This window comes from Micrococcus sp. 093350064-1 (genome assembly GCF_053627955.1).
In genome coordinates this window covers 269,348-290,449 of record NZ_JBSEYU010000002.1, presented here as the reverse complement: position 1 = coordinate 290,449, position 21,102 = coordinate 269,348, and the positions used below count along the sequence as shown (strand labels likewise).

General features: G+C 74.9%; 20 protein-coding genes. 7 read left to right on the top strand and 13 right to left on the bottom strand.

Features of this window, described 5'->3' with window-relative positions; genetic code table 11:
* Nucleotides 1-74 precede the first annotated feature (74 nt).
* A complete protein-coding gene (locus ACUW6W_RS03475; protein WP_134377078.1) occupies nt 75-1,406 on the bottom strand; it encodes a THUMP-like domain-containing protein in 1,332 nt (443 codons plus the stop codon).
* Between the two features lie 69 nt (nt 1,407-1,475).
* On the opposite strand from ACUW6W_RS03475, the gene ACUW6W_RS03470 reads away from it, so the two are divergent.
* The 5 genes from ACUW6W_RS03470 to ACUW6W_RS03450 all read left to right on the top strand — a co-directional run bounded on the left by ACUW6W_RS03470 (nt 1,476) and on the right by ACUW6W_RS03450 (nt 6,486).
* Nucleotides 1,476-2,672, top strand: coding sequence for a glutamate--cysteine ligase (locus tag ACUW6W_RS03470; protein WP_123243869.1), 1,197 nt, complete (start codon nt 1,476-1,478; stop codon nt 2,670-2,672).
* A gap of 82 nt (nt 2,673-2,754) precedes the next feature.
* Complete coding sequence (locus ACUW6W_RS03465; protein WP_123243870.1) at nt 2,755-3,930, top strand: zinc-dependent alcohol dehydrogenase; 1,176 nt, start codon at nt 2,755-2,757, stop codon at nt 3,928-3,930.
* Nucleotides 3,927-4,958, top strand: a complete 1,032-nt coding sequence (locus tag ACUW6W_RS03460; protein ID WP_036315887.1) for an NAD-dependent epimerase/dehydratase family protein — start codon at nt 3,927-3,929, stop codon at nt 4,956-4,958. The genes ACUW6W_RS03465 and ACUW6W_RS03460 overlap by 4 nt, the downstream gene beginning before the upstream one ends.
* 5 nt (nt 4,959-4,963) lie before the next feature.
* Nucleotides 4,964-5,458, top strand: a complete 495-nt coding sequence (locus ACUW6W_RS03455; RefSeq protein ID WP_123243871.1) for a transglycosylase SLT domain-containing protein — start codon at nt 4,964-4,966, stop codon at nt 5,456-5,458.
* Nucleotides 5,455-6,486 (top strand): cation diffusion facilitator family transporter, encoded by a 1,032-nt coding sequence (locus ACUW6W_RS03450; protein ID WP_095346372.1) that lies wholly within the window; start codon nt 5,455-5,457, stop codon nt 6,484-6,486. The genes ACUW6W_RS03455 and ACUW6W_RS03450 overlap by 4 nt, the downstream gene beginning before the upstream one ends.
* Nucleotides 6,487-6,494: 8 nt before the next feature.
* Here the strand turns inward: ACUW6W_RS03450 and ACUW6W_RS03445 are convergent, their stop codons facing one another.
* The 12 genes from ACUW6W_RS03445 to galE all read right to left on the bottom strand — a co-directional run bounded on the left by ACUW6W_RS03445 (nt 6,495) and on the right by galE (nt 19,228).
* Nucleotides 6,495-7,025, bottom strand: a complete 531-nt coding sequence (locus ACUW6W_RS03445) for a hypothetical protein (protein ID WP_123243872.1) — start codon at nt 7,023-7,025, stop codon at nt 6,495-6,497.
* 50 nt (nt 7,026-7,075) lie between these two features.
* A complete protein-coding gene (gene tsaD, locus ACUW6W_RS03440; RefSeq protein WP_049160281.1) occupies nt 7,076-8,167 on the bottom strand; it encodes a tRNA (adenosine(37)-N6)-threonylcarbamoyltransferase complex transferase subunit TsaD in 1,092 nt (363 codons plus the stop codon).
* 26 nt (nt 8,168-8,193) lie between these two features.
* A complete protein-coding gene (locus ACUW6W_RS03435; RefSeq protein WP_123243873.1) occupies nt 8,194-8,781 on the bottom strand; it encodes a GNAT family N-acetyltransferase in 588 nt (195 codons plus the stop codon).
* On the bottom strand, nt 8,778-9,449 hold the full coding sequence (gene tsaB / locus ACUW6W_RS03430; protein WP_044659434.1) for a tRNA (adenosine(37)-N6)-threonylcarbamoyltransferase complex dimerization subunit type 1 TsaB: 672 nt from the start codon (nt 9,447-9,449) through the stop codon (nt 8,778-8,780). The genes ACUW6W_RS03435 and tsaB overlap by 4 nt, the downstream gene beginning before the upstream one ends.
* Before the next feature lie 10 nt (nt 9,450-9,459).
* On the bottom strand, nt 9,460-10,086 hold the full coding sequence (gene tsaE / locus ACUW6W_RS03425; RefSeq protein ID WP_122054536.1) for a tRNA (adenosine(37)-N6)-threonylcarbamoyltransferase complex ATPase subunit type 1 TsaE: 627 nt from the start codon (nt 10,084-10,086) through the stop codon (nt 9,460-9,462).
* The gene (alr, locus tag ACUW6W_RS03420) at nt 10,083-11,288 is read right to left on the bottom strand and encodes an alanine racemase (RefSeq protein WP_101967421.1); all 1,206 of its coding nucleotides are present in this window, start codon (nt 11,286-11,288) and stop codon (nt 10,083-10,085) included. The genes tsaE and alr overlap by 4 nt, the downstream gene beginning before the upstream one ends.
* Nucleotides 11,285-12,862 carry an NAD(P)H-hydrate dehydratase gene (locus ACUW6W_RS03415; protein WP_101967420.1) on the bottom strand — a complete coding sequence of 526 codons (1,578 nt, stop codon included), beginning with the start codon at nt 12,860-12,862 and terminating at the stop codon, nt 11,285-11,287. Before ACUW6W_RS03415 ends, alr begins: the two co-directional genes overlap by 4 nt.
* On the bottom strand, nt 12,859-13,239 hold the full coding sequence (locus tag ACUW6W_RS03410; RefSeq protein WP_010080417.1) for a holo-ACP synthase: 381 nt from the start codon (nt 13,237-13,239) through the stop codon (nt 12,859-12,861). Before ACUW6W_RS03410 ends, ACUW6W_RS03415 begins: the two co-directional genes overlap by 4 nt.
* Complete coding sequence (locus ACUW6W_RS03405) at nt 13,236-13,967, bottom strand: hypothetical protein (RefSeq protein ID WP_101967419.1); 732 nt, start codon at nt 13,965-13,967, stop codon at nt 13,236-13,238. The genes ACUW6W_RS03410 and ACUW6W_RS03405 overlap by 4 nt, the downstream gene beginning before the upstream one ends.
* Nucleotides 13,964-16,093 carry a glycogen debranching protein GlgX gene (gene glgX, locus ACUW6W_RS03400; RefSeq protein ID WP_063190075.1) on the bottom strand — a complete coding sequence of 710 codons (2,130 nt, stop codon included), beginning with the start codon at nt 16,091-16,093 and terminating at the stop codon, nt 13,964-13,966. Before glgX ends, ACUW6W_RS03405 begins: the two co-directional genes overlap by 4 nt.
* 157 nt (nt 16,094-16,250) lie before the next feature.
* On the bottom strand, nt 16,251-18,122 hold the full coding sequence (gene glmS / locus ACUW6W_RS03395; protein WP_063190073.1) for a glutamine--fructose-6-phosphate transaminase (isomerizing): 1,872 nt from the start codon (nt 18,120-18,122) through the stop codon (nt 16,251-16,253).
* Nucleotides 18,123-18,172: 50 nt separating this feature from the next.
* The gene (galE, locus tag ACUW6W_RS03390) at nt 18,173-19,228 is read right to left on the bottom strand and encodes a UDP-glucose 4-epimerase GalE (protein WP_144825608.1); all 1,056 of its coding nucleotides are present in this window, start codon (nt 19,226-19,228) and stop codon (nt 18,173-18,175) included.
* 74 nt (nt 19,229-19,302) lie between these two features.
* On the opposite strand from galE, the gene coaA reads away from it, so the two are divergent.
* The gene (gene coaA, locus ACUW6W_RS03385) at nt 19,303-20,313 is read left to right on the top strand and encodes a type I pantothenate kinase (protein WP_036383009.1); all 1,011 of its coding nucleotides are present in this window, start codon (nt 19,303-19,305) and stop codon (nt 20,311-20,313) included.
* A 3-nt stretch (nt 20,314-20,316) separates the two neighbouring features.
* Entirely contained in the window at nt 20,317-21,060 is a 744-nt protein-coding gene (locus ACUW6W_RS03380; protein WP_186313104.1) for a M15 family metallopeptidase, read from the top strand.
* Nucleotides 21,061-21,102 lie beyond the last annotated feature (42 nt).

Genomic DNA, 21,102 nt, shown 5'->3' with positions numbered 1-21,102 from the left:
ACACGAGGGTGCCGTAATCCCCCAACGGGGGTTCGACGGCTCCCGCCGCCCGGGGCCCGCGGCCTCGAGCCCCGTCAGTCCAACGGCGTCACCTCGAGGGCGAACCGCGACCGACCCACGCGCGCCAGCACGAGGGTGGCGTGCCGTCCGGCCCCGCCACGCCGGCCCGGCTTCGCCCCGCCGAGGACGGCGCGACGCACCTCCTCGGGCGTCTCGCGGATGCCCCGCTTCTTCACGTCCAGCCGGCCCACCCCGGTCTCCTTCGCCCAGCGCCGCAGGGAGGCCAGGTGGAAGCCGTGCACCGCCTCGATCCGATGGGCGCGGGCCAGGCCGTCGTGCACGGGCTCGGGCGCGACGAGGTAGGCCAGGTGGGGGTCCAGCTGCCGCGTCGGCACGGGCCAGGACACGGCCAGGTCCGTCACGAGTCCGGCCCGGATGACCGCGCCGTCCGGCTCGTGCAGGACCGCGCCGACGAGCCCTGCCATGCCCTCCTCCCCCACGGCCTCGACCTCGGGCGAGTCGCCGAAGTCCGCGCCGGAGACGAGCTGCGCCGTCGTCGTCTCCCCACCCCGGACGGTCATGACGCGCGCCGCCCGCCGCACCCCGGGGCGGGCCGCCGCGTTGAACCACAGGGCGGCCTCCACGACGTCGCCGTCGATGCTCACCCACTCGGCCTCGGCGCCCTCCGGCACGGCCTCGTGCGGAAGCCCCGGGCCGAGCTTGACCCCGACCGGCACGCCCGTCGCGGCGATGTCCGTCACGACGCTCAGGGGCGGGGAGAACGCCTCGGGGTCGAACACGCGCGCGGACCCGCCCCCGCCGACCTGACGGCGGGCGGGGTCCAGCCACACCGCGTCCGCCTCGGCGGGCACGTGGGCGCGGGCCCAGGCCACGGCGTCGCCGTGCACCACACGCGCACCGCGGTGGCCGGCGAGGTTCACCTCGGCGGCCGCGGCGACGACGGCGTCCCGCTCCACCGCCACGACGTCCAGGCCCCGGTCGGCGAAGGCGCGCGCGTCCAGGCCGAGACCGCAGCCGAGGTCGGCGACGCGCCGGGCCCCCGCGGCCGCCAGCCGGTCCGCGTGCAGGCCCGCGACCAGCGGGCGGGTGGCCTGCTCCAGGCCGTCGCGGGTGAACAGCATCCGGCGCGCCTGCCGCCCGAGGCGGGCCTCCGCCCGGGACCGCAGCGCGGCCTGGGTCAGCGCGGCGGCCACGCGCTCCGGAGGATGCCCGGCCGCACGCAGGCGGGAGGAGACCGCGAGCGCGTCGGCCTCGCGGTACCCGGCGAGGGAGTCGAGCAGCGCGCGGCCCCCCGGCTCGAGGACGGGGGCCAGGGCGGTGGCGTCCGCCTCCGAGGCGGCGGCCGTGGGGCGCGGCGGGCGGGAGGCGGGGCGGGGGCGGGCCATGCGCCCCACCCTAGGTCCGAAGCGTGGACACCGGGCACAGACCGGGCCGGGGCTTCTAGGATGGGCGGCATGACTCTGCCCTTCGCCGACTCCGCGCAGTCCACTCTCGGAATCGAGTGGGAGCTCGCGCTCGTGGATGCCGTGTCCGGCGAGCTGCGCTCCGAGGCCCCGGACCTGCTGCGCACCCTGCATGCGGCCGAGGGCCTCGCCGAAGACGACGTGAACCCGCACATGACCAGCGAGCTCCTGCAGAACACGGTGGAGCTCGTCACGGGCGTGCACGAGCGCGTCGACGCCGCGACGGCGGACCTCGGCCGGATCGCCGCGCGCGTGGCCGACGCCGCGGCTGCGCGGGGCATCTCCCTGTTCTGCCAGGGCACGCACCCGTTCGCGGAAGCGATCGCGCAGCCCTCGACGCCCAGTGAGCGCTACGACCGCATGCTGGATCTCACCCAGTACTGGGGTCGGCAGCTGCTGATCTTCGGCGTGCACGTGCACGTGGGCCTGGACGACGTCTCCAAGGCCATGCCGGTGGTGAACGGCCTGGTCAACCGCGTGCCGCACCTGCTCGCACTCTCGGCCTCGTCCCCCTTCTGGGCGGGCACGGACACGGGCTACCAGTCCCAGCGCACCCTCCTGTTCCAGCAGCTGCCCACGGCCGGCCTGCCGTTCCAGTTCCAGGAGTGGGAGGGCTTCGAGCGCTGCGTGGCCCAGATGGAGCAGGTGGGCATGATCGCGGACGTCACCGAGTGCCGCTGGGACGTGCGGGCCGTGCCCCGCCTGGGCACGGTGGAGATGCGCGCGTGCGACGGCCTGGCCACGCTCGAGGAGATCGCCGCCGTGACCGCCTACACGCAGTGCCTCGTGGATGACCTGTCCGCGAGCCTGGAGCGCGGTGAGACGGTCGAGGTCCTGCCGCCGTGGCACGTGCAGGAGAACAAGTGGCGCGCCGCCCGGTACGGCATGGACGCCACCGTGATCGTGGACGCCCGGGGCACCCAGGTCCCGCTGGCGGAGCACCTGCCGGCGGAGATCGAGCGACTGACCCCGGTCGCCGAGCGGCTGGGCTGCGCGGCGGAGCTCGCCGGCGTCCAGGCGATGATCGACGACGGTGGCGCCGCGCGTCAGCGTCGCGTGGAGGCACAGGCCCTGGCCGGCCCGCCGGCCGCGGGTGAGGACACGGATGACGCGGTGGCCCCGTTGCGCGCGGTCGTGCTGGACGCCGCCGCCCGCACCCGCGCGTCGCTGGACGGCCGCACCGGCTGAGCGGCCGCTCCCCCGGCGAGGTGGCGGCCCTGCCGCGTCTCCATGCTTCCCCCGGCCCGTCCGGCGCGTCTACGGTCGCACCATGCGAGCACTCACATGGCAGGGAAAGCGCAACGTCGCCGTCGAGGACGTCCCGGATCCGCGGATCCAGGAGCCGACGGACGCGATCATCGAGGTCACCTCGACCGGCATCTGCGGGTCGGACCTGCATCTGTACGAGGTCCTGGGGCCGTTCATGGACGCGGGGGACGTGATCGGCCACGAGCCGATGGGCATCGTCCGCGAGGTCGGGTCCGAGGTCACCCACATCCGGCCCGGTGACCGGGTGGTCGTGCCCTTCACCATCTCCTGCGGGCGGTGCTGGATGTGTCAGCGCGGGCTGCAGTCCCAGTGCGAGACCACCCAGGTGCGGGAGCAGGGCTCCGGCGCCGCACTCTTCGGCTACTCCCGGCTCTACGGCTCCGTCCCCGGCGGGCAGGCCGAGCTGCTGCGCGTGCCCCACGCGGACTACGGCCCCGTGAAGGTGCCGCACACCGGCCCGGATGAGCAGTGGCTGTTCCTCTCGGACGTCGTCCCCACCGCCTGGCAGGGGGTCCAGTACGCGAACGTCCCCGACGGCGGCACGCTCGCGGTGCTCGGCCTCGGCCCCATCGGCCAGCTGGCGGCACGCATCGGCGTGCACCTGGGGTACCGGGTGATCGGCGTCGACCCGGTCCCCGAGCGCCGCGCGATGGCGGCCCGGCACGGCATCGAGGTCCTGGACGCCGACGGCGGCGAGGCCGAGGTGCTCCGCGAGCGCACCGGCGGCCGCGGCCCCGACGGGGTCGTGGACGCGGTCGGCATGGAGGCGCACGCCTCCCCGGCGGGGCATGCGGCCCACACCGCCGTGGGCCTGCTGCCCGACGCGCTCGGCCGGGCGGCCATGAAGACCGCCGGCGTCGACCGCCTGAGCGCCCTCCACACCGCGATCGACGCGGTCCGGCGTGGCGGCACGGTGTCGCTCTCCGGGGTCTACGGCGGCATGAAGGACCCGATGCCGATGCTCACCCTGTTCGACAAGCAGGTCACCCTGACGATGGGCCAGTGCAACGTCCGTCGCTGGGTGGACGACCTGCTGCCCCTGCTCGACGACCCGTCCGACCCCCTCGGCGTGCTCGACCTGACCACGCACACCGCCCCGCTCGAGGACGCGCCCGCCCTCTATGAGACGTTCCAGAAGAAGGAGGACGGCTGCATCAAGGTGGTCCTGAAGCCGTGAGGATCGTCGTCCTGGGCGCGACGGGCAACGTCGGCACCGCTGTCCTGCACCGCCTCCAGGCCGCGGACGAGGTGAGCTCGATCGTGGGCGTGAGCCGGCGCGGCCCGGACCGGGCCGGAGCGCCCTACGACGGCGTCGAGTGGCACCGCCTGGACGTGGCGGAGCCCACGGCGGCGGGGCGGCTGCGCGAGATCGTGGCCGGCGCCGACGCCGTCGTCGACCTGGTGTGGGTGATCCGCCCCAACCGCGACCGCGACCACCTGCGCGCCGTCAACGTGGCCGGCAACGAGCGGGTGTTCCGGGCCGTGGCCGAGGCGGGCGTGCCCCACCTGGTCTACGCGTCCTCGGTGGGCGCGTACGGGCCCGGGCCGAAGGGCCGCGCCGTGCCCGAGTCCCATCCCACCACCGGGGTCCCCACCTCGCACTACGCCGCGCAGAAGGCCGAGGTCGAGTCGATCCTCGACCGCGTGCAGGCCGAGCACCCCGAGCTGCTCGTGACCCGGCTGCGCCCCGGGCTGATCTTCCAGTCCGCCGCCGGGCCCGAGATCAAGGACTACTTCCTGGGCGACCTCGTCCCCGCCCGGCTGGTCGCCCGCCTGCGCACTCCGGTGCTCCCGTTCCCGCGGGGCCTGCGATTCCAGGCGCTCACGGCCCAGGACGTGGCGGACGCGTACTGGCGCGTGATCGTCCACCGGGCGGGCGGCGCCTTCAATGTGGCCGCCGACCCCGTGCTGGACGCGCACACCATGGGCACCGTCCTCGGGGCGCGCCGCATCCTGGAGCTGCCCGTGGGCCTATTCCGCGCGGCCGCGGCGCTGAGCTACCGGGCACGGCTGCAGCCCACCGACCCGGGGTGGGTGGACATGGCCGCAGCGGTGCCCATCATGGACACCACGGCCCTGCGCGCCGCGACCGGTTGGTCCGAGACCACCGACGCCCGGGAGGCGGTCCGCCTCGTGCTCGACCATCTCGACGGTGCCGAAGGTCTGGGCAACGCCGGGCACCGCTCGCACTCGCCCACGGAATGAGGGCGATGACCTTCACCCGCCGGGCCGCCCTGACGGGCCTGCTCGGGGGCGCCGCCCTCGGGTTCACCGCCTGCACCTCCTCCGGCTACCCCGCCGACCCGGACGGCACCCTGGACCGCGTCACGGGCGGGGTGCTGCGCGCCGGCGTCGTGCACCACCCGCCCCACGTGGACGCCTCGGGCGCCGAGCCCGTCGGCCCCGAGCCCGACCTGATCCGCGGGTTCGCGGCGGCGCACGACGCACGCGTCGAGTGGACCGTGGCCGGGGAGGAGGCGCTCATGACCGCGCTGGAGAAGGGCGACGTGGACCTGGTGGCCGGCGGCCTGACGTCGGCGTCCCCGTGGACGTCGCACGCGAGCATCACCCGCGACTACGCCGAGGCGGAGGGCCCGGACGGCGAGCCGGTGAAGCTCGTGATGGCCGTGCCCCTGGGTGAGAATCAGATGCTCACGGCCCTCGAGGCGTACTTCGACCAGCGCGCAGCGGAGGAGGCCCGATGACGCGGCGGGACACCCGGGAGACGGGGCCGAGCGGGCGCCGGTTCGGCGCCACGGAGCTGCCCCCGGAGATCGAGCGCGTGGTCCAGCAGGCCAAGCGGCTCGAATGGGCGACGCTGGGGGTGATCGTGGTCACGATCGTCCTCGTGGCGATCGTGATGGGCTCCTCGCAGGCCATGCGGGCCGCGTGGATCGAGGACCTGCTCTCCCTGATCCCACCGATCGTGTTCCTCGTCGCCCTGCGCGTGGCCCGCATGGCCCCGACGCGGGCCCGGCCCTACGGCTCTCACCGGTCCGTCGGGGTGGGGCACCTCGTGGCCGCCGTCGCCCTGTCCGTGATGGGCGTGGTCCTCGTCGGCGACTCCGTGCTGGGCCTGGTGACGGCGGAGCACCCGCCCATCGGCACGTTCGACCTGTTCGGGCACACCGTGTGGCAGGGCTGGTTCATGATGGCCGTGATGGCCCTGTCCGTGCCCGGGCCCATGATCCTCGGCCACAAGAAGCTCAAGCTGGCCGAGCAGCTCCACGACCGCGTGCTGTACGCGGACGCGGACATGAACAAGGCGGACTGGCAGACGGGCGTGGCGACCATCGTCGGCGTGGCCGGCATCGGCCTGGGCTGGTGGTGGGCGGACTCCGCTGCGGCGATCTTCGTGGGCGTGAGCATCGTGCTGGACGGCTGGAAGAACCTCAAGGAGGCCGTCACGAACCTGGCGGATCGCCGCGCCGCCACGATCGACGGCGCCCGGCCGCACCCGCTCATCGACCGTGCCGAGCGGGTCGCCTGGGCGGAGCCGTGGGTGCGCCATGCGGGCGCCCGCGTCCGGGATGAGGGCCACGTGTTCCACGTGGAGATGTTCGTGGTGCCGCACGAGGGGGCGGACGTGACGGTGGCCCGCTGCTGCGCGCTGCGGGACGCGATCGCCGCGCTGGACTGGAAGCTGCAGGACGTCGTCGTCGCGCCGGTGGACGAGCTGCCCGCCGAGGTGCACGGCGGTCGGTCCGGGGAGCATCAGACGGGCGAGGAGTAGCCCGGGCCTCAGCCGGCCAGGAACCGTCCCTCGAGGGTGGCGGAGGTGATGCGCTCGACCCCACGCCGCTGCTCCGCGGTCTTCTCACACAGCCCGCGCATCTCCTCCGCGTCGATCGCCGGCAGGTGCGGCGCCAGCTGCTCGAGGACGCGCCACATGGCGAGCTTGGCCTGGAGCATGCCCTGCAGCAGGTCCAGTTCGATCTGCGTCCAGCCGGAGCCGCGCGTGCGCAGCGCGTTCACGGGGTTGAGGCGTCCGCCGACCTCGGCCGCCGCGCCGGCGGCCCGGTCCACCAGCGGGGTGCGGAGACCCAGTTCGCCGATGAGCGCCTCGAGGCGGTCCTGGTCGTCCTGGACGGCGTCGCCGAGGCGGCGCAGCGCGGCCTCCTGCGAGGTGCCGGCCCAGGTCTGCTCGGCGGCGCGGAACGCCTTCACACCGGAGCGGGAGCCGAGCAGGTGCTGATTGAGGAAGTCCTCCAGCATCTGCTCGTCCACGGCGGCGGAGATGGACTCGGGGCGGGGGTGATCATGACCGGTCATGGGCCCTGCCTACGGAACGCGTGGGCGTGGCGGCAAGAGGCCGGGCGCGCTCAGACGCTGACGACCTCGACCGGCTGTCCCGGGTCCGCGCCGAACCACGCGTCGGAGGGGGCGACGCCGTCGCGCACCAGGCGTGCGCCGAGCGCGGCGACCATCGCCCCGTTGTCGGTGCACAGGTTCACGGGCGGGACGGTGAGCTCGATGCCGGCGGAGCGGCACCGGTCGGCGAGCAGGGCGCGCAGGCGCGAGTTCGCCGCGACGCCGCCGCCGAGCATCAGGTGGGTGAGCCCGTGCTCGCGGCAGGCGCGGACGGCCTTGGCGGTGATCACGTCCGCGACGGCCTCCTGGAAGGAGGCGGCGATGTCCGCGCGCGGCACCTCGAGGCCGCGGGCCTCGAACTGCTCCACGGCGCGGGAGACGGCGGTCTTCAGCCCGGAGAAGGACCAGTCGTGCCGGTGCGGGCCGGGCTCCTCGGCGCTGCCGACGAACTTGCCCGCGGTGAGCCCGCGAGGGAAGCGGAAGGCCGTCGGGTCGCCCTGGGCGGCGAGCCGGTCGATCACGGGGCCCCCGGGGTAGCCCGCCCCGATGAGCCGGGCGACCTTGTCGTACGCCTCGCCGGCCGCGTCGTCGATGGTCGAGCCCAGCAGCTCGACCTCGGAGCTGATCCGGCCCACGCGCAGGATCTCGGTGTGCCCGCCGGAGACGAGCAGCGCGCCCAGGTCCGCGGGCAGGTCGTCCCACTGCGCGGGCCGCACGCCGTCCAGCATGCCGACGCCCACGTGCGCCACGAGGTGGTTGATGCCGTAGAGGGGCGTGCCGAGGGCCGTGGCCAGCGCCTTCGCCCCCGCGACCCCCACCATGAGCGCGCCCGCCAGACCCGGGCCGGAGGTGACGGCGATCGCGTCGAGGTCCGCGAGGGTGACGTCGGCGGTGTCCAGCGCGCGGCGGATCGTGGGCACGAGGGCCTCGAGGTGGGCGCGGGCGGCGATCTCCGGGATCACGCCGCCGAAGCGCACGTGCTCCTCCACGGAGGAGGCGACCTCGTGGGCCAGCAGGGCGGTGCCGCGGACGACGCCGACGCCGGTCTCGTCGCAGGAGGACTCGATGCCGAGCACGAGGGGGGCTGCGGTGGCGGTGGGCATGGGCTCCAGTCTAGTGAGCGGCCCGGTCACAGGGCCTTGCGCATGATCACGGCGTCCTCGCCGCCCGGGTAGTAGCGGCGGCGCACATGCAGCTCCTCGAATCCGTGGCGCGCGTAGAGTCGCCGGGCGGCGGCGTTGGAGGCCCGGACCTCGAGCATGAGCGAGCTCGCACCGCGCGCCGCGGCCTCCGCGGCCATCCAGCGCAGCTGGGCCGCCCCGATCCCCCGCCCCTGCGCCGCCGCGACCGTGCCCACGGTCTGCACGTCGGCGACGTCGCCGACCACCATGATCCCGCCGTAGCCGACGATCTCGCCGGGGGCGGGGCCGTCGTCGTCCGCGGAGCCGGGCGCGGGCACGTCGCGGACGACCACGCGGTAGTCCCGGGTGGGCGGGCGGCCGTGCGCGTCCCGTCCGCCGGCGGGGCCGGTCTGGGCGAGCTCCTCCTCGTAGAAGTGCGCGGGCCAGGCGTCGAGCGGGAAGAGGGTGGCCTCGTGGGCGAGCACCTCGGGGATGTCCCACACGGTCATGGGGCGCAGCAGGTATCCGGGCGGCAGCCCGTGCTCGTCCTCGGCGGGGCGCCCGTCGTCGGTCGGGGCCGGCTCGGCCGGGCTCACGCGCCTGCCCGCTTGCGGGGGCCGGGGACCTTGGCGTCGGACTCGCGCAGGTAGAGCGGCTCGGCGGGCACGAGGCCGCGGCCGCGCCGCAGGGCGAGCTCGGCCACCTGCCCCACCCCGACGGCGGACGGCGTGGCCGTCTCCCAGTCCGGCACCGCGCGCAGCGCCTCGGGGTAGAGCCCGGCCCCCGCGCCGTAGACGGGCAGCGGGGTGACCTCGTCCGCCGGCGAGACGAAGGGGCCGTGCAGCAGCGTCGGCTGCCCGCCGACCTGCGCGTAGTGGGCCCAGTAGACCTCGCGGCGGCGGGCGTCCGTGGCGACCACGAACTCCTCGATCCCGTGGCGGAAGGCGTCGACGCCGGCCGCGTGGGCGAGCGCGTCGAGGCTGCGGACCCCGTGCACGGGCACGTCCCACGCCAGGCCGAGGGCGGCCGCGGTCGCCAGACCCGCGCGCAGCCCCGTGAAGGGTCCGGGGCCGACGCCGACCGCGAGCGCGTCCAGCGCGGTGCCGGTGACGCCGGCCTCGCCGAGCACGGTCTGCACCGCGGGGGCGAGCACCTCGGCGTGGGCGTGGGTGTCGTCCGTGGCCCAGTGCGCGAGCTCCTCACCGTCCCGCAGGACGGCGACGGAGGCGGCGGCGGAGGAGTCGATCGCGAGGAGCAGGGCCATGGCCGCCAGTCTACGGAAGCACGACGCCGACCCAGCGCGGGCCGCGGCCGGTCACGACGGCCGAACGCAGCTCCTCGGCCTGGCCCCCGTCCTCGTCGGAGAAGTCGGTGACGATGCCGTCCTCGCCCTCCCCCGCCGGGGCCGCGGGGGCGTCCTCACCCCCGCGGGCCCGGACGATCTCGATGTCCAGCCACGAGGCGTCCGGGTCCTCGGGGAACCCGGCGAGGGACTCGGCCATGCCCCGGCCCCACTCGACGACGGTCACGGAGCGGTCCACGCTCGCGTCGAGGTCGAGGTCCGTGAGCTCCCCCGCCGAGCGCAGCCGGTACGCGTCCACGTGCACGAGGTCCGGGGTGCCCGCCGGGGCGTCGGCCGGGGCGGGGTGGACGCGGGAGAGGACGAACGTCGGCGAGACCACGCCGGAGGCCACGCCGAATCCGCTGGCCAGCCCCTGGGTGAAGGTCGTCTTGCCCGCGCCGAGGTCGCCCGTGAGGATCAGCACGTCGCCGGCGCGGAGCACCCCGGCGAGGGCGCGGCCGAACGCCCGGGTGCCGTCGGCGCCCTCGAGCGGGACCGTCGCCGTCAGCACGGGCTCGGGCAGGGTCGCGCCGGGGGCGGGGATCGCGTGGTCGCTCATGGGCGGGCCTCCTGGGTCGGCGTGGGGTCCACGTGCTGCCGGTCCACGCGGCCTCCGATGCGGGTCACCAGCTCGTAGTTGATCGTCCCGGCGGCCGCGGCCCACTCCTCCACCGGAATGCCGGAGGCCGGTCCGAACAGCTCGACGGCGTCGCCGGGCGCGTCCGCGGCGTCCGGGCCGAGGTCCACCACGAACTGGTCCATCGCGATGCGGCCCACCACGGGGACGGTCCGGCCGCCGACGTGGACGCGCGTGCCCTCGACGACGCGCGGGACGCCGTCGGCGTAGCCGAGGGGCACGAGCCCGAGGGTGGTGGGCTCCGCCGTAACGTGGCGGAACCCGTAGGACACGCCCTGCCCGGCGGGGACGGCCTTGACGTTGGCCAGGACGGTGACGAAGGACATGGCCGGGCGCAGTCCGAACTCGGCCGCGGTGACGTCCGCGAACGGGGAGAGCCCGTACAGGCCCAGGCCGACGCGCACCATGTCCAGGTGCGTGTCCGGCCGGGCGAGGGCGGCGGGCGTGTTGGCCAGGTGGCGCAGCAGCGGGTGGCCGAGCGTCTCGGCGGCCTCGGCGGCCATCCGTTCGAACCGCAGCAGCTGCGCCGTGGTCTCGGCGGCCCGGTCCGGCTCGTCCGCCACGCCGAGGTGGGAGAACACGCCCTCCACCCGCACGAGGCCCGCGGCCTCGAGCTCGGCGGCGCGCGCGACGAGCGCGGGCCACCGCTCGGGCGTGCAGCCGTGGCGGCCCAGGCCGGTGTCCGCCTTCAGATGCAGGACCGCGCGGGCCTCGGGTCCGGCCCCGCCACGGGCCCGCAGCCCGCGGACGGCGTCGGCGACGGCGTCGAGGTCCCAGCCCGAGACGCCGAGGGTCACCTCCGCCTCCACCGCGGCGGCGAAGTCCGTGGCCCCGGTGTGCAGCCACGCGAGCACGGGCAGGGGCACCCCCGCCGCGCGCAGGGCCAGGGCCTCGCGCACGTGGGCCACCCCGAGCCGGTCCGCGCCGGCGGCCGCGGCGGCGCGGGCGACGGCCACCGCGCCGTGGCCGTAGGCGTCGGCCTTGACGACGGCGGTCAGCAGCGGCCGGCCGCCGTCGGGGCGCCGGATCCGCTCCCGCAGCACGCCCACGTTGTGCCGGACGGCCGCCAGGTCGATGCGTGCGGCGCGCTCGGTGTCCGCCGGGTTGACGTCGGCGCGGCTCATCGGACGGCCTCCGGCTCGGCGTCGTCCGGCCACCACAGGTGCGCGACGCGCGCGCCCAGCGCGGTCGGCAGCGTGGCCGTGGTGATCCGCCCGGCGCGGGCCTGGTCGGCCCCGGCCCGGGCGTGCAGCCAGGCGGCGGCGGCCGCGAGCCGGGCCGTGGGCGCCGGGCCGGGATCCTCCCCGGCCCGGCGCGCCCGCGAGCGCCGCGCCACGTCCGCGGCCAGGACGGCACCGATCGCCCCGGAGAGCACGTCGCCGGTGCCGCCCATCGCGAGGTCGGGCCCGCCGCCGGTCACGACCCACGCCTCGCCGTCCGGGGCGACCACGAGGGTGCGCGGGCCCTTGAACAGGACCGTGGCGCCGTGTTCGGACGTCCACGCCCGCAGCGCGGCGAGCGGGTCGGCGGCGTCGGCACCGTCCGCGGGGACGCGCTCGCGCAGGCGGGACCACTCCCCGGCGTGCGGCGTCAGGACCACGGGCGTGCCGGCCGCGCGCAGCGACCGCAGCTCGGCGGCGGTGACCAGGTCCAGGGCCGAGGCGTCGGCGACCAGGGCCGCCTCCGGCCGCTCCTCGAGCGCGGCGAGGACGCCGGCCCAGCGCCGCCGCGCGTCGTGCTCGGTGTCCAGGCCGGGGCCGGCCACCCAGGCGTCCGCGCGCGACGGCTCGGGCCCCTCCGCCGAGACCAGCGCCTCGGGGTGGGCGGCGAGCACCAGGTCCCGGGTGGTCTGCGGCCCGGCGTGGTGCACCATGCCCGCGCCCGTGTGCAGCGCGCCCGCGCTCGCGAGCACGGCGGCCCCCGGGTAGCGCTCCGATCCGGCGACGACGGCCACCACGCCGCGCGTGTACTTGTGGGCCTCGGCCGCGGGGGCCGGGTGGGCGGTCCGTGCGGCGGCCTCGTCCATCACGCCCAGCCGCGCGGCCGGCGACGTCGGCAGGTGCGGTCCCAGCCCGATGTCCACCACGTGCACGGTGCCCGCGCGCGCCGCCCCCTCCCCGAGGACGAGACCGGACTTGAGGGCGCCGAACGTCACGGTCGTGTCCGCGCGGAGGGCCTCCCCCCGCACCTCGCCGGTGTCCGCGTCCACGCCGGAGGGCACGTCGCACGCCAGCACGAGCGCCTCCGCCGGCAGCGCGCGCGCCGCAGCGGGCAGCTCATACTCGCCGGTGAAGCCCGTGCCGAGCACGCCGTCCACCACGAGCGCGGCCTCGGGCGGCACCGCGTCGGCGCGGCGTCCCCCGGCCGCTCGCAGCGCAGCCCAGCCCTCGGCGTGCCAGCGCGGGGCGCCGTCGTCGTCCCGGCGGACGGGCACGGCGACCGCGGCCACGCCCCGGCCGCGCAGGAAGGCGAGGGCGAACAGCGCGTCCCCGCCGTTGTTGCCGGGCCCGACGAGGGCGGCCACGGTCGCCCCGGCCACCGGGCCGCGCTCACGCAGCAGGGCGGCGGCGTGCTCGGCCAGGGCCCAGGCGGCGGCGCGCATCAGCTCCGGGCCGCGGCCGGCCGTGAGCAGGGGCTCCTCGGCCGTGCGCACGGCCGAGCCGGTCACGGCGATGCGGGTCAGGTCATCGGCGGTCATGCGGACTCCTCCTCGGCCGCGCGGCGTTCGGCGACCACGTAGGCGGTGGCGACGTCCCCGTCATGACTGAGGGAGAGGTGCCAGTGGGTGATGCCCAGGGCCTCGGCCTGGGCCTGGACGGTGCCGGTCAGGTGCACGGTGGGGCGGCCGTCGCCGTGGTCCGGGCGCGGGATCCAGCAGTGGTGCCACATCATCCCGGGCGGGGCGCCCATGGCCTTGGCGATCGCCTCCTTGGCGGCGAAGCGCGCGGCCAGCGAGCGCAGCGGCAGGTCCCGCTCGTCCTCGGTGAACAGGCGTGCGCGCAGCGCCGGCGTGCGCTCGAGCTGCGCCCGGAACCGCGGGACGTCCACCACGTCCACCCCCACGCCGACGATCACGTCGCCCCCGCCCGCCGAGCGCCCACGACGACGGCGCCGGCCTCGTCCCCGACGGGCTGCCCGCGCAGTCGCTTGGCCAGGTCCAGCGGCCACTGCAGCACGCCGGGCAGCTGCTGGTCACAGCCCGGCGTGAGCATCGCCTTCCCGTAGGCCAGCACGCCGTAGACGCCGTGCTGCAGGCGGCCGAGCCGGTCGAAGCCGGCGTCGAACGCGTACAGGGACACACGGCCCTCCTCGGGGGTGAAGCACCGCTCCGCCAGCAGCCGCGCGCGCTCCACGTGCTGGTGGAAGGTGAGCACGCCCAGGTGGTGCAGGCCGAGCTCGCGCATGCGGTCGCCCGCGTGGATGACCTCGCCCTGGGTGGTCACCGGATCGGGCGCGAAGCACTCGACGGTGACGCCGGCCAGCCGCGGGTCGCGCTCCTCCGGGCCGCCGCACAGCTTCTCGTGCCCGTCCGGCCCCAGGTACGCGGAGACGAAGAGCCGGTCGGTGAGGCCGGACGCGGCGAGCTCGATCGCGGCGTCGTAGACGCGGGGCTGGCTGTAGAGGACGAGGAGGGCGTCCACACGCGGTGCGTCGTCCGGGTGCGGGTCCGTCACGGCGTGCGTGGCCCACCCCGCGCCGAAGGCCAGTGCCAGCGCCGCCAGGGTGGCCACGGTGGCGCAGAGGGCCCGCGCCCACCGCGGCAGGCCACGGCGGACGCGCCCCCGGTCGACCCGCTCGTTCATGCGCCCTCGGGCACCTGCCGCAGCACGACGGTGGAGCGGGCCGGGAGCTCAAGCACGTCCCCGGCACGCACGCGGGGGCGGGTGCCGTCCGGGGCGACGTGGGACGAGGTGTCCACGACGACCTCCCACTCCGCCGGGAACGTGGGCCCGGGCAGGGTGTACGGCACGGGCTCCCACCACGCGTTCATGAGGACGTAGAAGTCCCGGTAGGGCTCCTCCCCTTCCTCGTCCCCGCGGGTGAGCATGTGCCCGTTGAGGTAGAAGCCGATCGACCGGGCCTCGGCGCCCCAGTCGTCCTCCGTCTTGGCGGTCGCGTCCGGCTCGAGCCACACGATGTCCGGCAGGGGCGCCTCGACGTCGCGGGCCGCGGGGCGACCGTCGAAGTGGTGGCGACGGCGGAACACCGCGTGGTCACGGCGCAGCGCGATCAGGTCGCGGGTGAACGCCACGAGCGAGTCGTCCATGGCGGACCAGTCGATCCACGAGATCTCGTTGTCCTGGCAGTAGACGTTGTTGTTGCCGCCCTGGGTGCGGCCCAGCTCGTCGCCGTGGCTGATCATGGGCACGCCCTGGCTGATCAGCAGGGTGGCCAGGAAGTTGCGGCGCTGGCGGGCGCGGAGCGTCACGACCTCGGGGTCGTCGGTCTCCCCCTCCACGCCGCAGTTCCACGAGCGGTTGTGCGCCTCACCGTCGTTGTTGTCCTCGCCGTTGGCCTCGTTGTGCTTCTCGTTGTAGGAGACGAGGTCGCGCAGCGTGAAGCCGTCGTGGGCCGTGACGAAGTTCACGGACGCACCGGGGCCGCGCCCGTCCCCCTCATAGAGGTCGGCCGAGCCGGTCAGGCGGGTGGCGAACTCGCCGAGGGTGCCGGGCTCGCCGCGCCAGAAGTCGCGCACCGTGTCCCGGTACATGCCGTTCCACTCGGACCAGAGGCCGGGGAAGTTGCCCACCTGGTAGCCGCCCCAGCCCACGTCCCACGGCTCGGCGATGAGCTTGACGGTGCGCAGCACCGGGTCCTGGCGGACCACGTCGAAGAACCCGGAGAACATGTCCGGGCCCTGCTCCCCCTCCACCCGGGTGAGGGTGGTGGCCAGGTCGAACCGGAAGCCGTCCACGTGCATCTCGGTGACCCAGTAGCGCAGGGAGTCCATGACCAGCTGGAGGGCCTTGGGGCTGGAGAGGTCCACCGAGTTCCCGGTGCCCGTGTAGTCCATGTAGTGCCGCTCGTCGCCCTCGACGAGGTGGTAGTAGCCGGCGTTGTCCAGCCCGCGCAGGCTGAGCATGGGGCCCTTGTCGTTGCCCTCGGCCGTGTGGTTGTAGACCACGTCGAGGATCACCTCGAGACCAGCGGCGTGCAGGTCCTTCACCATCTGCTTGAACTCGCGGACCTGGCCGCCCACCTCCGAGGAGGAGGCGTAGGCGGCGTGCGGGGCGAAGAAGCCGAGCGTGTTGTAGCCCCAGTAGTTGCTCAGCCCCTTCTCCTGCAGGGTGGCGTCGTTGACGAACTGGTGCACGGGCATCAGCTCGACGGCGGTCACCCCGAGCTCGGTCAGGTGGCGGACCACCTCCGGGTGGGCCATGCCCGCGTAGGTGCCGCGCAGCTCCTCGGGGACGGCGGGGTGCAGCTTGGTCATGCCCTTGACGTGGGTCTCGTAGATCACCGTGTCCGTGAGCTCGACGGCGGGTGGGGCGTCATCGCCCCAGTCGAAGTCCTCGGCGACGACGACGCCGAGCATGCTCGTGCCCAGGTTGTCCGAGGTGTCGATGCGGTCCGGCTCGTCGAAGTCGTACGAGTGGTGCTGCTGGCCCCACTCGTAGTCGCCGGTGAACGCCCGCGCGTACGGGTCCACGAGGATCTTGGCCGGGTTGTGCCACAGGCCGCGGGCGGGGTCCCAGGGGCCGTGCACGCGGTAGCCGTAGCGCTGCCCGTGGCCGATGCCCGCCACGTGGGCGTGCCATGTGGTGCCGTGCCGCTCCTCGAGAGGGATGCGCGTCTCCGTGCCGTCGTCGGCGACGAGGCACAGCTCGACCGCCTCCACCTCGCGGGAGACCGCGAGGGCGAAGTTGGTGCCGGTCTCGTCCACGGTGGCCCCGAGGGGGTACGGCTGGCCGATCTCCACTGTGTGCATGGCTCTCCGGGGTCTCGTCGTGCGGCCCGCCGGGTGCGGCGGGCCTCCTCGGGGAGTCTACTGGGGCGGGAGGACACCGTCCCGGACGCGTCGCGGGCCCGGCCGCTGTGTGGCGGCCGGGCCCGGCAGGAGAGGTCTCGGTGGCCTCAGCGGCGGATCACTCCACCGTGACGGACTTGGCGAGGTTGCGCGGCTGGTCCACGTCGTAGCCCTTCGCCGTGGCGAGCTCGAGGGCGAAGATCTGCAGCGGGACCGTGGTCAGCAGCGGCATGAGCATCGGCTGGGTCTCGGGGACCTCGAAGACGACCTCGGCCTGGCCGCGCACGGCCGCGTCGCCGCGCTCGGCGACGGCGAAGGTGCGGGCGCCGCGGGCGCGGACCTCCTGGATGTTCGAGACCACCTTGGCGTGCAGCGAGTGACGGTCCAGGGGCGAGGGCATGACCACGAAGACCGGCTGGCCGTCGTCGATCAGGGCGATCGGGCCGTGCTTGAGCTCGCCCGCGGCGAAGCCCTCGGCGTGGATGTACGCGAGCTCCTTGAGCTTGAGCGCGCCCTCCATGGCCACCGGGTAGCCGACGTTGCGGCCGAGGAACAGGACGGAGGTGGCGTCGGCCATCGAGCGGGCGAGCTCCTTGACCTGGTCCTTGGCGGCGAGGATCTCCTCGATCTTGTCGGGGATCGCCCCGAGGTCCGCCAGGATGTCCTTGATCTGGCCGCTGAACAGCTTCTTGTTCAGCTGGGCCAGGTACAGGCCCAGCAGATAGGCGGCGGTGATCTGCGCCAGGAACGCCTTGGTGGAGGCGACGGCGATCTCGGGGCCGGCGTGCGTGTAGAGCACGGCGTCCGACTCGCGCGGGATCGTGGAGCCGTTGGTGTTGCAGATGGACACGGTGCGGGCGCCCTGCTCCTTGGCGTAGCGGACCGCCATGAGGGTGTCCATGGTCTCGCCGGACTGGGAGATGGACACCACGAGGGTGTGCGGGTCGATGATCGGGTCGCGGTAGCGGAACTCGTGGGAGAGCTCCACCTCCACGGGGATCCGGCACCAGTGCTCGATGGCGTACTTGGCCACCGTGCCCGCGTAGGCGGACGTGCCGCACGCCAGGACGATGATCTTGTCGACGGCCTTGAGCTCCTCGGGGTCGATCCGCAGCTCGTCCAACATCAGGGCGCCGGCGGCGTCCGTGCGGCCCAGCAGGGTGTCCTGCACGGCCTGGGGCTGGTCGTGGATCTCCTTCTCCATGAAGGTCTCGAAGCCGCCCTTCTCCGCGGCCGAGGCGTCCCAGTCCACGGTGAAGCGCTTGCCCTCGGCGGGGCCGCCCCGGAAGTCCGAGATCTCGACGGCGTCGGCCGTGATCGTCACGACCTGGTCCTGCTCGAGCTCGATGGCCTCGCGGGTGAAGTCGATGAAGCCGGAGACGTCCGAGCCCAGGAAGTTCTCCCCCTCGCCCAGGCCGACGACGAGCGGCGAGTTGCGGCGCGAGGCCACCACGCGGTCGGGGTGGTCCACGTGCACGGCCAGCAGGGTGAAGGCACCCTCGAGGCGCTGGGAGGCCAGCTGCATGGCGCGGGTCAGGTCCTGGCCGGCCGCGTGCCGGTAGACGTCGGCGAGGAGGTGGGCGGCCACCTCGGTGTCCGTCTCGGAGAGGAACTCGACGCCCTTGGCGAGCAGCTCCTCGCGCAGCTCGGCGTAGTTCTCGATGATGCCGTTGTGGATGAGCGCCAGCCGGCCCTCGTCCGCCACATGCGGGTGGGCGTTGCGGTCGGTGGGGCCGCCGTGGGTGGCCCACCGGGTGTGGCCGATCCCGACGAGGCCGGTGGGGATGGGGTGCTCGGCGAGCTCCTCGGCGAGGTTGGCGAGCTTGCCCGCCTTCTTCCGGTGGTACAGCTGACCGCCGTCCACCACGGCCACACCGGCGGAGTCGTATCCGCGGTATTCAAGACGACGCAGGCCCTCCATCAGGACGTCGAGAGCGCCGTGCTCACGATCCGACTGGGGCTGGCCGATGTATCCGACGATTCCGCACATGCGCACGAGAATACCGGGCCGGACCCGACTTCGGCGCACGGCGGGCCGGGTCACTCCGTCCGGGACGAGAACCCCGCGGGGTTGGCCTCCTGCCAGGCCCAGAGGTCCCGCACCATCGCGGTCACATCGCGTCGGGCGTGCCAGCCCACCTCGGCGCCGATCGCGTCCACGGCGGCGCACGACTCGGCGATGTCCCCGGGCCGGCGCTCGACCACGCGGTAGGGGATGCGGCCGCCCGTGACCGCCTCGAAGGCGCGCACCATCTCGAACACGGTGACGCCCTCACCCCGGCCGATGTTCCAGACCCGGGTCGTCGTACCGCCCCCGGTCGCCACCCGGGCCGCGAGCCATTCGAGCCCGGCCACGTGCGCCTCCGCGAGGTCCATCACGTGGATGAAGTCGCGCACGGCGCTGCCGTCGCGCGTGTCGAAGTCCGCGCCGAACACCCGCAGCTCGGGGTACGCGCCGGAGGCCACCCGCGCCACGAAGGGCATGAGGTTCGCCGGCACCCCGCTCGGGTCCTCGCCCAGCCGCCCGGAGGGATGCGCGCCGACCGGGTTGAAGTAGCGCAGCATCGCCAGCCCGCCGCCGTCGATCATGGCGCAGACGTCGCGCAGCACCTGCTCCGCCATGAGCTTGGAGTGCCCGTAGGGCGAGACCGGGTCTGTGGCGGCGTCCTCGGCGACCGGCACCGGCGCGCGGTCGCCGTACACGGTCGCGGAGGAGGAGAACAGGACCGTGCGGGCGCCGGCCGCGAGCGCGGCCTCGGCGACGGCGGCCGTGCCGCCCACGTTCACGTCGTAGTAGGCGGCGGGGCGGGTCATCGACTCGGTGGGCGACTTCAGCCCGGCGAAGTGCACGAGTGCGGCCGGGCCGAAGTCCGCGAGCGCCCCGCGGTAGTCCTCGGGGCGGCGGATGTCGGCCACGTGCAGGCGCAGCCGCGACCCGCCCAGACGCGTCCCGGCGAGCTCGGCGACGCGCTCGAGCGCCGTCGTCGTCGCCGTGACCAGGCTGTCCAGGACGAGGACGTCGTGGCCCGCCTCGAGCAGCGTGAGCACGGTGTGGGATCCGAGGTATCCGGCACCGCCGGTCACGAGAACGCGCATGGGCCGATCCTATCCGGGCCCTGTGACGTCACGCGGGGGCCCGCTCCGGGCGGGCCGCGGCCATAATGGATCGGGTGACCTACACCCCCCCGACCTCCGAGCTGCCCCTCGTGGGCCCCGAGGAGCCCGCGGACGCCGTGCCCGACGGCCACCAGCGCTCCCCCTTCGTGGAGCTGGACCGCCAGACCTGGGCCCGTCTCGCCTCGGAGATGGCGCAGCCCTTCGACCAGGCGGACGTGGAGCGTCTGCGCGGCCTCGGCGAGCATCTGTCCCTGCGCGAGGTTGCCGAGGTCTACCTTCCGCTCTCGCGCCTGCTGAGCATCAACGTGGAGGCCTCCGCGGCCCTGCGCAGCGCGACCAACGCGTTCCTCGGCGAGCGGACGGGGCGCACCCCGTACGTGATCGGGGTGGCCGGGTCGGTCGCCGTCGGCAAGTCGACGACGGCGCGTGTGCTCCAGGAGATGCTGCGCCGCTGGCCGACGACGCCGCGCGTCGAGCTGGTCACCACGGACGGCTTCCTGCACCCCAACGCGGTGCTGCACGAGCGCGGCATCCTGTCCCGCAAGGGCTTCCCCGAGTCCTACGACCGCCGCGCGCTGCTGCGCTTCATGGCGGACGTCAAGTCCGGGGCGCAGGAGGTGCGCGCGCCCGTGTACTCGCACATCACCTACGACATCGTGCCGGGCGAGGAACAGGTGGTGCACCGTCCCGACGTGCTGATCGTGGAGGGACTCAACGTGCTGGCCCCGCCGCGCACCCGGGCCGACGGCACCGCCGGGCTCTCCGTCTCCGACTTCTTCGACTTCTCGGTGTACGTGGACGCGCGCGCGTCCTGGATCCGGTCCTGGTACATCGACCGGTTCATGGGTCTGCGCTCGGGGGCCTTCGCCGACCCGCGCAGCTACTTCCACCGGTACTCCTCCCTGTCGGACGCCGAGGCTCAGGCGACGGCCGAGTCCATCTGGGACTCCATCAACGGCCCGAACCTCGAGCAGAACGTGCGCCCGACCCGCGGGCGCGCCCGGCTGGTGCTCACGAAGAACGCGCAACACGAGGTGACCCGCGTGCTGCTGAGGAAGGTCTGATCCATGCGTCGCACCCTCCCTCTCGCCGCGCTGGCCGCGCTCGCGCTGCTCGTGGCCGGTTGCGGCACGCCCGCCGCGGGCCCGTCCTCGGCGACGCCGGCTTCCGGCTCCGCGAGCGCGGCCGCGTCGTCCCGCGCCGCCTCGAGCACGGCGCCGTCGTCGAGCACGCACGCCGACCCGGCCGCCCTCGACGTCGTCGTGAACAAGACCCGCCCCGTGGCTCCGCCCGACTGGGCGCCCTCGGATCTGGTGGCCGTGCCCGGCAGCGAGCTGTCCCTGCGGGCGGAGGCCGCGACGGCGGCCGGTGACCTGCTGGATGCCGCCGCGGCGGCGGGCCACCGCCTCACCACCCTGAGCGCCTACCGCTCGTACGACTACCAGGTCCGGACGTACGGCCACTGGGTCGACGAGCTGGGCCGCGCCGAGGCCGACCGCGTCTCGGCGCGTCCGGGGTACTCCGAGCACCAGACCGGCCTGGCCTGGGACGTGGGCGACGCCGCGACCCCCGCGTGTGACCTGGAAGCGTGCTTCGGCGACACCGCCGCGGGCCGCTGGGTGGCCGCGCACGCCGCCGAGCACGGGTTCGTCATCCGCTACCCCGGCGGGGCCGAGGACGTGACGGGCTTCGCCCACGAGCCCTGGCACCTGCGCTATGTCGGGTCCGCGGAGGCGGCCCGGGTCGAGGCGGTCGGCGGCGTCCTCGAGACCGCATGGGGCCTGCCTCCGGCGCCGGACTACGCGGACTGAGACGCACGGCTCGCTCGACGCTGTACCGCGCCGCCTTCGTCA